The sequence below is a fragment of the Clostridia bacterium genome, from assembly GCA_026414765.1.
GTDB lineage: Bacteria > Bacillota > Clostridia > Acetivibrionales > DSM-27016 > SKW86.
This window is the reverse complement of sequence record JAOAIJ010000015.1, coordinates 144,750-156,673: the sequence shown is the minus strand read 5'-3', so window position 1 is coordinate 156,673 and position 11,924 is coordinate 144,750. Positions and strand designations below refer to the sequence as shown.

At 38.5% G+C, this 11,924-nt stretch carries 14 protein-coding genes; 1 reads left to right on the top strand and 13 read right to left on the bottom strand.

Translation table 11 applies throughout. The features are described 5' to 3' along the window. Window positions 1-73: 73 nt before the first annotated feature. The 4 genes from glgD to N3I35_04545 form a co-directional block, all read right to left on the bottom strand. Window positions 74-1,195 carry a glucose-1-phosphate adenylyltransferase subunit GlgD gene (glgD, locus tag N3I35_04560; protein MCX8129357.1) on the bottom strand — a complete coding sequence of 374 codons (1,122 nt, stop codon included), beginning with the start codon at window positions 1,193-1,195 and terminating at the stop codon, window positions 74-76. Then, window positions 1,192-2,472, bottom strand: coding sequence for a glucose-1-phosphate adenylyltransferase (locus N3I35_04555; GenBank protein ID MCX8129356.1), 1,281 nt, complete (start codon window positions 2,470-2,472; stop codon window positions 1,192-1,194). The genes glgD and N3I35_04555 overlap by 4 nt, the downstream gene beginning before the upstream one ends. Window positions 2,473-2,801: 329 nt before the next feature. Beyond that, window positions 2,802-3,290, bottom strand: coding sequence for a response regulator (locus N3I35_04550; protein ID MCX8129355.1), 489 nt, complete (start codon window positions 3,288-3,290; stop codon window positions 2,802-2,804). Window positions 3,291-3,439: 149 nt separating this feature from the next. Next, the gene (locus N3I35_04545; protein MCX8129354.1) at window positions 3,440-4,120 is read right to left on the bottom strand and encodes a 4Fe-4S binding protein; all 681 of its coding nucleotides are present in this window, start codon (window positions 4,118-4,120) and stop codon (window positions 3,440-3,442) included. A 269-nt stretch (window positions 4,121-4,389) separates the two neighbouring features. Between N3I35_04545 and N3I35_04540 the strand changes: the two genes are divergently transcribed. Beyond that, the gene (locus N3I35_04540) at window positions 4,390-4,926 is read left to right on the top strand and encodes a DUF4364 family protein (GenBank protein ID MCX8129353.1); all 537 of its coding nucleotides are present in this window, start codon (window positions 4,390-4,392) and stop codon (window positions 4,924-4,926) included. A gap of 98 nt (window positions 4,927-5,024) precedes the next feature. Here the strand turns inward: N3I35_04540 and N3I35_04535 are convergent, their stop codons facing one another. From N3I35_04535 to N3I35_04495, 9 genes are all read right to left on the bottom strand, one after another. Continuing rightward, a complete protein-coding gene (locus N3I35_04535; protein MCX8129352.1) occupies window positions 5,025-5,330 on the bottom strand; it encodes a hypothetical protein in 306 nt (101 codons plus the stop codon). A gap of 153 nt (window positions 5,331-5,483) precedes the next feature. Then, window positions 5,484-6,686: a threonine ammonia-lyase gene (gene ilvA, locus N3I35_04530; GenBank protein ID MCX8129351.1), complete on the bottom strand. Its 1,203-nt coding sequence runs from the start codon at window positions 6,684-6,686 to the stop codon at window positions 5,484-5,486. A 277-nt stretch (window positions 6,687-6,963) separates the two neighbouring features. Further along, the gene (gene yhbY / locus N3I35_04525) at window positions 6,964-7,254 is read right to left on the bottom strand and encodes a ribosome assembly RNA-binding protein YhbY (GenBank protein ID MCX8129350.1); all 291 of its coding nucleotides are present in this window, start codon (window positions 7,252-7,254) and stop codon (window positions 6,964-6,966) included. Between the two features lie 55 nt (window positions 7,255-7,309). Further along, window positions 7,310-7,498 carry a hypothetical protein gene (locus N3I35_04520; protein MCX8129349.1) on the bottom strand — a complete coding sequence of 63 codons (189 nt, stop codon included), beginning with the start codon at window positions 7,496-7,498 and terminating at the stop codon, window positions 7,310-7,312. A 174-nt stretch (window positions 7,499-7,672) separates the two neighbouring features. Further along, a complete protein-coding gene (gene obgE, locus N3I35_04515) occupies window positions 7,673-8,947 on the bottom strand; it encodes a GTPase ObgE (GenBank protein MCX8129348.1) in 1,275 nt (424 codons plus the stop codon). Window positions 8,948-9,141: 194 nt separating this feature from the next. After that, window positions 9,142-9,420 (bottom strand): 50S ribosomal protein L27, encoded by a 279-nt coding sequence (rpmA, locus tag N3I35_04510; protein ID MCX8129347.1) that lies wholly within the window; start codon window positions 9,418-9,420, stop codon window positions 9,142-9,144. 4 nt (window positions 9,421-9,424) lie between these two features. Further along, window positions 9,425-9,757 (bottom strand): ribosomal-processing cysteine protease Prp, encoded by a 333-nt coding sequence (locus N3I35_04505; GenBank protein ID MCX8129346.1) that lies wholly within the window; start codon window positions 9,755-9,757, stop codon window positions 9,425-9,427. Window positions 9,758-9,802: 45 nt separating this feature from the next. Then, window positions 9,803-10,114, bottom strand: a complete 312-nt coding sequence (gene rplU / locus N3I35_04500) for a 50S ribosomal protein L21 (protein MCX8129345.1) — start codon at window positions 10,112-10,114, stop codon at window positions 9,803-9,805. Window positions 10,115-10,366: 252 nt separating this feature from the next. Further along, on the bottom strand, window positions 10,367-11,863 hold the full coding sequence (locus N3I35_04495; GenBank protein ID MCX8129344.1) for an Rne/Rng family ribonuclease: 1,497 nt from the start codon (window positions 11,861-11,863) through the stop codon (window positions 10,367-10,369). Between the last annotated feature and the right edge of the window lie 61 nt (window positions 11,864-11,924).

The following is an 11,924-nucleotide window of genomic DNA, read 5'->3' as shown; positions in this document are numbered from 1 at the left end:
CTGCCTTAACTCAATAACTTTACTCAAAGTATAAATATGAGTCATTTTTAGGGATTAAGCCATTGACTCAATACTAAACTCTTACATTCTTACCCACTATAATCGGCCAGTTTGGCTCACCTTTCAGACATTTACCCTCTGTCATAACAACACCCTTATCAAGAATTGCATAATTTAAAACAGCACCCTCTTCAATGCTCGCCCCCTGCATAATTATACTATCCTTTATAAAAGCCCCCCTCTTTACTGTAACTCCCCTGAATAGCACGGAATTTTCCACTGTCCCCTCAATAATGCACCCGTCAGCTATAATAGAGTTCTTTACCTCTGCTTCATCATTGTATTTTGCAGGCGGCTCATCTTTTACCTTAGTATATATCCTGCCACTGTCAATGAATAGCTCTCGTCTGGTTTCAGGATTCAGCAATTCCATATTGCACTTGTAATACATTTGTATTGTACTCAGACTTCTCCAATATCCCTTGAATTCATAACCGAATAAATTCAGCTCGTTAAGTTTTTTAATCAAAATATCTTTCACAAAATCATAATTTCCGTGGGCTGCACTCTCTTCCAGCAGTGCAATCAGCAACTCCCTGTTTATTATATATATACCCATGGAACCCGTTTTCGTCCATGGATGACGAGGTTTTTCCTGTAAGTCCACAATCCTTTTGTTTTCGTCTACCTTCAATAAGCCCAGGAGAGACATTTCTTCGTCGGAATAATTGTTCATCTCCCTGTAAGCAACAGTTATATCGGAATTTTTATTTATATGGAAATCAAGCATATCATCAAAATTCATTTTATATATGCAGTTACCTTGTGCAATGATAACGTATTTCTCATTACTTCTCCTCAAGAAGGTCAGATTGTTATACATTGCATCCGCACTGCCCCTATACCACCCGTTATCATCACCTGACAAATAAGGAGGAAAAATAAACAGCCCGTCGTTTTTCCTATCCAGGTCCCACTCCTTGCCTGATCCCAGATGATCCATAAGAGAACGGAAACTATACTGGGTTAATACACCTATATTCGTTACACCCGAATTAACAAAATTTGATAAAGTAAAATCAATAGTCCTATATTTGCCTCCTACCGGTACAGCCGAAATTGACCTCTTAGCAGATAATTCCTTTAATCTGTTGTTTTTTCCTCCGGTCAGTATTATTCCCATTGTATTTTTCATTCGCTTACACCACCCTTAAATACACTTTTTCCTGAAAGAATTCTCATTTGGTAGAAATCTTCAGTTGAGGCATCTATATCCACCATTACATTCTTCCCTATTTCTACACCATCGGGTATCATAGCACCTTCACCAATAACAGTTATGCCGGAAGTATATATATTGGGCTTATGTTCGTTTGAAACAATTTCTCCGATGCCAATTTTCACCCCTTGCCCTATCTGCACACTTTCACCGATAATGCACTGGTTTGCATAGCTGCCTGCCCCAATCCTGCAATTTGACATAACTATGGAGTCTTCTATAACAGTACCTTCCTCAATAATTACTCCAGGAAAAACAACAGAGTTTTTTACCTGTCCGTAAATCATGCACCCTTCAGCAACAATTGATTTCTTGACGCTGCCGTTTGGCCCGATATAGTGGGCAGGAGCAACCGGGTTTGGGGTATAAATCTTCCAACCAGGATCAAATAGATTAAAATCAGGAACTCTTCTGATCAAATCCATATTAGATTCCCAAAAAGCCTGAATCGTGCCTACATCCCTCCAATACCCCTGGAACTTATAGGCCCACATGCTTCTTCCTTCACCAAGCATCAAGGGAATGATATTTTTCCCGAAGTCATAATCCGATACGGGATTTTCACTATCACGTATCAGGTATTCTCTAAGCACCTTCCAGGTGAAAATATATACCCCCATTGATGCCAACGTACTTTTAGGGTTTTGAGGTTTTTCTTCAAATTCATATATCCTGCCATTTTCATATGTATTCATTATTCCGTATCTGCTCGCTTCCGCATAAGGGACATCAATAACAGAGATAGTTGCTTCGGCATCATTTCTCTTATGAAAATCCAGCATTAGTGAATAATCCATCTTGTATATATGATCTCCGGAAAGTATAATCACGTATTCCGGCGCTAATTTGTCTATATAGTGAATATTTTGAAATACCGCATTTGCAGTACCCTTGTACCATTCACCCACTTCTTCCTTAAGGTAAGGTGATAAAATTGTTACTCCCCCATTTATTCTGTCCATATCCCAAGGTTTACCTATACCTATATGGGAATTTAGCTTTAACGGCTGATACTGTGTCAGAACTCCAACTGTATCAATGCCGGAATTTATACAGTTACTTAGTGAAAAATCAATTATCCTGTACTTCCCTCCATACAAAACTGCCGGCTTGGCTATGGTTTTTGTCAAAACTCCAAGCCTGCTTCCCTGCCCACCGGCAAGAAGTAACGCAACAATTTCTTTTCTTACCATTTATTTACCTCCCGTATTCTGATTACATAATTATTTTCTTCTGCGTTCCACATTTGGTTATGCTATTTCATTAATAAGCTTATCACCATTAATTCTGGCAGTAAAGGGTTTAACAAAGAGTTTACATAATGAAGCATCGGGTTTACCAGCAAGGCAGAAAGACATCTGTCTGCTTTAAACTGCAAATTGATATCACATTATACTTCCTTAACAGATAAAGTATATTTTTTTTCCCGGAAAATTATGAAACTAAATAGAATAAATTTTGAAAATAAATAAAAATATATTATTTTATGTCCTAACCTTACTAAATCAAGAAAGGCTCTATGTTAATTCTTACCCCCACAGTAGGGACAAAAAGCAAAACCACTGGTGCCCCCTTTGCCTATTTCACGGCCACAGCCTCTACAATGCATTATTTCACCTACTCTGGCTTCTATATCCTTCTTTTTGACTATTTCATAATCATCATTATTGCTGCTTTGAAAGTAATTGAATATCTTTGCTATCTCATCTTTCTCAACAGGAGTCTTAATGAAGCCATCTATCTTTTTATTTTGCATTGTATCCAAGCTGCTACTTGAGCACAAAAAACACTTAATTCCTGGGTTGTGGAGTTTTACCATAGCAATAAGCTGGTCACCCCTGATTTCCTTCATAATATAATTAACTACAAGAAAATCTGGATGAAAATTTTCAATAACGCCAGTGGCATTGAACTCATCCGATACTTTGACATCATATCCCATTGAATTTAAGATATCTTTCATGATAATACTTTCAAACTTGCTATCGTTTACTAGTAGAACCTTTTTCATGTCTGAATTCCTTTCATAAAAAAGAAACTATTCTAAGAAAATTTTTGATGGATATGACATAATCAATACAGACTTGTAATACTATTGTTTATATTTACCTGCTATATAAAGATTATATACCAAAAGGTGCAATTAAACAATATTCAAACCTATTTCTTTCCTCCATGGGGACATACTTTAATGCATATGCCGCAAACCGACCCTCTTCCAATATGTTTGAATTTTGCGTTCATATACTCACTGCAAGCTTTTGCATCAACTACATGTTCTCTATTGCAGCCTTGCTCCCAGCAGTTGCCTGAAAGTGCTGCTGCAGGACAACTATCCACACACAGCCTGCAATTACCGCATTTGTTCTCATTATCCGAGAGGACGGTTGGAAGCTCCAAATTTGTGAGAATTGTACCAAGCCTTACTCTAGGACCGTAGTCTTTACTTATGAAAAGCCCGTTCTTACCTATCCATCCAAGTCCAGCCATAACAGCTGCTGTCTTATGTGGAAATATTCCACTATACTTATCTTCTATATCGTTTACTGTTTGCGATGCAGGAACGGCTAATGCCATAAAGCCTTTGTCCTGGATAAGAAGAAGTGACTTCAGTGTAATCTGGTCAATCAGAGTATTTACTGTGCGGTAATGGTGGAAATATGTATATGTTGGGCAATTCTCTATTTCATCAATGATAAAGTCTGAGAGCCTCACTCCAACAGTTATTCCATACCTTAGTCTGCTGTATCTTTCCGGCAGTTTTTCTGAAAGATCCGAATATCCAATAAAACTGGCTCCCCATTCCTTTATCCTTACTTGCAAATCATTTATAAATTCCATAATAGCACCTCTTAGCTGATTCTTTCCGTCTTATTATATCAAAACTGCATATTTCCATATACATTTTTAAGAAATTTCGCCGCGGGTAATCCTGTTGCGGCTCATGCCGGACTTTGTTATTATCCTCAAAAAGCTAAAGACTTGCTTTTTTTGCGGTAATAACGACATAGGTTATGTTAGGTGCCGCATTTCGCCGCGGGTAATCCTGTTGCGGCTCATGCCGGACTATGCTATAATACTCGTAAAAGTTAGGATTACCGGAGGGAAAAATGAGCTTAGGCAGTAATAGGGAACTTGCAGAAAACAAGCTTATACTTCTATATATATTAGAGAAAATAAATATGCCTGTGAGTAATCTCCAAATTACAAAACTGATTCTGGAAAACAAGTTTATGAATTATTTCCTCCTCCAGCAGTTTTTAAATGAGTTAAGTGAAAACGGCTTTCTTTCAACGGAATTAGTAGAAGACAAAACCTTTTATGCAATAACCTCAAGCGGCAGGCAAACCCTGGAATATTTTACGAGCCTTATCCCTTTTGGCATAAAGGGGAGGATAGATGATACAATTACTTCTATCCGGAAAAATATAAAAAATGAAACACTTATTACGGCAGACTTTACTCCCGAAAGTGAAAAAGAGTTTGTAGTCTCCTGTAAAGTAAATGAGGATAATTTCTCACTTATCGATTTAAAGATCACTGTAGGTACAAGAAATGATGCAAGAACTATCTGTGATAACTGGAAAAAAAACTCTCAGGCGATATACGCAGAAATAATTGACAGTCTGATAAAGAAACGTGAATAGCAGATATTTTCTATGTATAAACACCAAAGGATTCTTTGGTGTTTTTCATTTAGCTGCTTGCTTTATTTCCGAAGTGAACCATACCCCATATAATCCTCTTAAGGCAGGTTATTTATTCCTCCGGCGCAGGTATCCGGGTAAAAACACTTCCTGATAAATTCATTATCCCTCCACCTTATTCCTTTAGCTCTGGCCTCCTTGAGTAAGGAAAGCATCTCATGCTGTGCAAATTCATACCTCAACCGTGCAATTTTGAGTTTGCCGTAATCTTTTGTATAGTCATTTTCCACATCTCTTAGAAACATTTCACTCAGCTTATAGATCCTGTAAGCACACTCTATCCTTCCAAGAAGCTCCGAATCATAGTTTGCCCCAGCCTGGATATTAATATTTTCTTCTTTCATTTCGTCCTCCACTAAAACATAGACCCTAACTATTTCAACAATTTCATTTTTATTCAACTGTACAATTCAACGCGTTAATTTACATAAACATTATATGCGCAATAATAGATATTGTTATTACTTAACATGATTTTTTGCAGTTTACCAATCTTTTTAGATTTCTGCAGCATACCCTCTGCTTTTCATCAGCCTGCAAAGTCTCTCAGCATGCTCCACGCCTTCAGTCTCAACAGTGAGGTCTACCTCGGCAAAACCAATTTCCACACCAAGCCTATCCCTTTCATGATTTATAGAGATAATATTTACCTTCGCTTCAGCCAATAGATCCAATAATGCATCCAATTGCCCCGGCCTATCTTTGAGAATCGTTTTTATTTGAACCTTTCTTCCTGATTTCACTAAGCCCTTATGTATGATAAGTGATAAGAGGTTTATATCAATATTTCCGCCTGAAATCACTACCCCTATTTTCTTATCCCTTACTCCCAGTTTTTTATGAATTGCAGAAGCTAAAGCCGCGGCACCCGCACCTTCAACAATAAACTTTGCTTTCTCCATCATCAATAATATTGTCGAAGCAATTTCATCCTCAGTTACAGTTACTATATCGTCTACATATGTATTTACCATCTGAAAAGTAATACTGCCGGGTTTCCTGACAGCAATTCCCTCTGCAATTGTATTTGCCATATTGATAGACATGATTTTTTTAGCCGCTACTGATTGCCTCATGGCATCAAACCCTACAGTCTCCACACCTATAAGCTTAATACCTGGCTTAATTCTCTTTGCTGCAGTCCCTATACCGGAAATGAGCCCCCCTCCCCCTATAGGAGCAACAATTATATCGAGGTCATACATATCTTCCAGCATTTCTAGTCCTATAGTACCCTGTCCTGCAATTACAAACGGATCATCAAAGGCATGTATGAGTGTCATTTCAGCCCTATCCCTGATTTCTACTGCCTTTTTATATGCTTCATCATATCCGTCTCCATAAAGCAGTACTTCAGCCCCATACTCCTTGGTAGCAGTTATTTTGGCAATAGGTGTGGTTTCAGGCATTACTACAACTGCCTTTATATTCCTTAAAGCTGCTGCCAACGCAACCCCCTGCGCGTGATTTCCCGCTGATGCGGTGATAATACCTTTCTTTTTTGCACTTTCACTTAAACTTGCTACCTTATTGCAGGCGCCTCTTATTTTGAAAGAGCCAGTCTTTTGAAAATTCTCCAGCTTGAGATATATTTCGTTTTGGGAAATATCACTGAATTCCTGATTATATTTAGTCGGAGTATCTAACAGAATTCCTTTTAGGTTTTCCCTTGCTTTTAAAATATCTTCATACTTAATCATATGCTATGAACCCCTATTACCATTTTGCCAGCAGTAAATTCTAACAGTTATTTCCCACAGAAACACCATTATGCAATAACTGCTTTTCAGCCTACATTTTCTTGTTCCCACTTATATACAAAAATATTATATAGTTATTTGTTTTGAAAGTAAATTTTATATTGCAGACTCTGATACTAACATGCTATACATTTATATGCAGCTAAAGTCTGCATATACTAACGATAAGGGGCTGCGGTCCGGATGAAGACAGCAGCCCCTTATCGTTAGTATATGCTTATGGCAGCTCTATTACTTTGTTTTCTTTAGATTCCTTGTACAGTACAAACTTATTCCCAATAACCTGTACTACATCAGAATCTGTAGCTTGCGAAAGCTCTTCACAAATAGATCTGACATCCGCCAATGAATTCTTTAATACTGTTGCTTTAATAAGCTCTCTGGCCTCAAGGGCATCACCGAATTGTTTTATCATATTCTCATTCACACCGCCTTTTCCTACCTGAAATATAGGCGGTATCCCGTTAGCCAAACCTCTTAGATAACTTCTTTGTTTACTTGTCAGCATCTGTTCCTCCAATAATAAATAAATAAAGGGATAGACAATATCTATCCCTCACACTTTACACTTCTACCTCTTTCCGGGTTTTTCTCCTGTGTATTTCGTAGCTTGGGTCTCCTTTTTTCCAACCAGACCTGCTTTTTTCAATAATCTGTGTTTGTGCTTCCTCGCTTACCAGAAAATCGTTCTTCATCAAACAAAAATAAGCAACGCTTCCACTCTTGCAATTACCACAATTAAAGCACTCCATAGATCAAATACTGCCCCTCCGTTCAGGAAATAAACATGTAATATTGTACTTTATATTGTACAATAGGTACAATATGTTTGTCCATACATAATTTAACTCACATAACCGGCAAGCTGATTAACATTCCTTAATAAGGAGACAGATAAGTGTTGAGAAGGATAAAGGATTTAGAGTTTATCTGACATAATCAAATTCTATGTCATACATCTTTACTGTATCACCTTCATTGATCCCCATACTTTCAAGCTCATCTATTATGCCCTTGCTCTTTATAGATCTCTGGAAATATTGTAACGATTCATAATTGTTAAAATTAGTAGAACTTACAATTTTCCTTACCCATTTACCTTCAACTACAAAAACATTATTATCCTTATGTATATCAAACGGCTTCTCATCTTCTGCCGTATATACAACCATATCTTCCGACTCATCAACAAGGATAGTATCAGGAAGTTCATTAAGCTTGCTTCCTACATACAGCATCAATTCCCTCAACCCCTTATTCGATACTGCAGAAATCGGAAATACCTTATAGCCCTTTTGTTCAATTTCCTTTTTAAATATCTCAAAATTCTCTTCTGCTCCGGGAATATCTGTCTTATTTGCTGCCACAACCTGTGACCTTTCACCGAGTAACGAATTATACTTCCTAAGCTCAGTATTGATAACTTCAAAATCTACAATAGGATCTCTGCCTTCAGTACCGGAAACATCTACAACATGGATAAACATCTTGGTCCGCTCAACATGCTTTAAAAACTTATGTCCCAGACCGGTTCCCTCATGCGCCCCTTCTATCAATCCCGGAATATCCGCCAGGACAAAGCTGTTTCCGTTTTCAAGCCTTACTACTCCCAAATTGGGTTCTATTGTTGTAAAATGGTAATTTGCAATTTTAGGTTTTGCAGCAGAGACCATGGATAAAATAGTAGACTTCCCTACATTAGGATAACCCAGTAGTCCTACATCCGCCAGCAGCTTCAATTCCAGCAAAACCCATCTTTCCTCACCCAGATCACCGCTTTTTGCAAAGTTTGGTATTTGCCTTGTAGATGTAGCAAAATGCTGGTTTCCAGCACCACCTTTTCCACCTTTGGCGACAACCACGCTTTGTCCAGGCTTTGTCAGGTCTGCAATTATCCTGCCTGTCTCTTCTTCCTTTATAAGTGTTCCGGCAGGAACTTTTACCACAAGGTCTTCTGCACTTCGTCCCGTACAGTTTGCGGAACCTCCATTTTGTCCTGGCTCCGCTGTATACTTCCTCTTATAGCGGAAATCAATCAGGGTCCTTACACCCTCATCGGCTATGAAAACTACATCTCCGCCTCTTCCGCCATCTCCACCGTCAGGACCTCCACTAGTAATATATTTTTCTCTATGGAAGGATACTTTACCGTTTCCACCGTTACCTGCTTTTACAAATATCTTAGCACTGTCTATAAACATTCAACTTCGTTGCAGGCCACTGGCAATGTGCAACAGGTAATTAGTATAAAACAAATACCCGTTCGCCGACCAGTAGACTAACCTGCTTCCTCCCTTTTTATACTGCTATTTTCTATTGCCCATAAGTATGGCCAATATTCTTCAAAAATAGTAAAAAATAATCCCAGCTTTCACTGGGATTTATTTTTTGCTATTTATGCCGTTACTATACTAACCTGCTTCTTGTCTTTTCCTTTTCTTTCGAACTTAACCTTTCCGTCAGCCAGTGCGAAAAGAGTATCATCACTGCCTATGCCTACGTTAGTTCCCGGAAATATTTTAGTTCCTCTCTGTCTAACAAGAATGTTTCCAGCCAGTACGAACTGACCGTCAGCCCTCTTAACACCCAGCCTTTTGGATTCACTATCACGGCCGTTCTTTGAGCTACCAACACCCTTTTTATGAGCGAATAACTGAAGATTTATTTTAATCATCGGGTTACACCTCCTCATCCAAAACCGATACATAATCTTCATAAGCGAGTTCAATTTGTTTGAACCCTATTGTTGTTGTCTCCAGTATGATTTTTACAATCTGCTTTTTACTCTCTGGTATACCCTGAGGTATACTGCACATCATATAGCCTTCTCTTTCGGTATAACAGCCTTTTAAACCTGCCAGTTCCTCAAGAGCACCTACTGCTGTATATGCGGTAACTGAAACAGCTGCGCATATGATATCACGTCCAGGCTCATCATACTCGGCATGTCCTTTAACAACAAACTGCCATATAAACTTGCTTTTATCTCTCACTATGCTTATATTAATCATTCGAAATACCTTACACAGTCTAAGTTTAAGGTTTTGTTACGGTTATTAAGCATTGATTTTTTCAATTGATACTTTTGTATAAGGCTGTCTGTGTCCCTGTTTTCTTCTATAACCCTTTTTAGGCTTATACTTGAAAACAATTACCTTCTTGTCCTTTCCGTGGCCTAAAACTTTTCCACTTACAGTTGCATCTGCAACTATAGGACTCCCGAAGCTTACACTGCCTTCTTTTGAAACTGCAAGAACCTTATCGAAAGTTACAGCTGAACCTTCTTCTACAGCAATCTTTTCAACGAATATTACATCGCCTTCCTGCACTCTGTATTGTTTTCCGCCTGTCTCAATTATAGCGTACATCTAAAGCACCTCCTCATTCCAGTCTCGCCGGATTGATACCAAAGAAGATATCCAAAAGGCAGGGTTTTCAGTGTAAAATTGAAAGTTGACAGTGATACTGCCAAACCTCCAAAGTCCAGCAAACTGAAAATCTCATTTATTCCAGCTGCAGCAGTTTACCAACGATAGCCTCAGTCAATGATTTCAACTGTATACTATGCATTATAAAACTGCCGGCTGCTTTGGCCTTTGCCGTGCGGCTACCGATATATTCTAGCATACAAGAGAATTAATGTCAATCTCCCGTATTTTTATTTCTTCATTCTTCATCATTTCTGAAGCTTTTACAACAATTTTTTTATTGTAGTTGCTCTCCAGAGCAGTCAGTTTATCACCATCAGGACCTGTCAATATAGCGGCAACGGAGGGATGTACTTCTACCTGAATCGCATGAGCTATAGTTTCATTAAAGTACCTGCCGATTTCTTTTTCCACATTTCTTGCTACAGATTCTGGAGCAAGGATTTTTCCTGTGCCCTCACAACAAGGACAACTAACATTCATTATTGAAGATAATACTTGACGTACCTTTTTCCTTGTCATCTCTATAAGTCCTAAGCCAGTCATACCTACAACAGTAGTTTTTGTCCTGTCCTTTTTCAATGCCTGCCTCAGTGCATCCAGAACCATTTGCTGGTGCTCGTACTCATGCATATCTATGAAATCAATTATTATTATACCGCCAATATCCCTCAGTCTGAGTTGTTTTGATATTTCTCTTGCTGCTTCTATATTTGTCCTTAGTACAGTGTCCTCGAGGTTGTTTCCGCCTATATATTTCCCTGTATTTACATCGATTACCGTCAGAGCCTCAGTCTGATCTATTACTATATATCCCCCGCACTTCAGCCATACCTTTCTGGAGAGCGCTCTGGAGATCTTGCTTTCTATCTGATAGTATTCAAACAAATCATAGTTTTTACTGAAATATTCCACCCTCAGCTTTAACGCTGGAGATATCATGTCTACAAGTTCAAGAACCTTGCTATACTGCTGTCTGTCGTTAATGATGAATTTATCGACATTCCAGGTAAACAGATCCCTGACTGTCCTGTAAATCAGATTCAGGTCCTTATGAAGGCATCTCGGCACATGACCGCTGTGCTCCTTCTGTTTTATTGTATCCCACAGCTTTAGCAGGAAATTTAAATCATGACTGAAATCTTCAGCTTCCTTGCCCTCTGATGCCGTTCTTACAATAAGACCCATATTCTTTGGTTTTATGGATTCTGCAATCTTTTTCAGTTTGGACCTTTCCAACTCATTTTCTATCCTTCTGGAGATACCTATGTAATCTGCATTTGGCAAAAGTACGAGATGTCTCCCCGGAAGAGTAATATGTGTGGTAACTCTCGGCCCCTTGGTTCCTATAGGCTCCTTTATAACCTGTACTGTTATTTCTTGTCCGGGCCTTAATATTTCATCGATATTATATCCTTTAACGTCTTGGTATACCTCATCCTCCTCCTCAGAAAACTCCTTAGGTGCTATCGCATCACCAACATATAAAAATGCATTTTTTTCATACCCTATATCAATGAATGCAGCCTGCATACCCGGAAGCACACTGCTTACCTTACCTCTGTATATATTTCCTACAAGTCTCTCGGAATTAGGTCTTTCTATATATATCTCAACGAGTTCCTTATCTTCAAGTAAAGCCACGCGTGTCTCTTCAAACCCTACATCGACAATTATTTCATTTACCATTTCTTCCTCCTTACAACCCACAAAGCAGGCTTACATAATCCTAAAAAGTATCTGGCCTGGT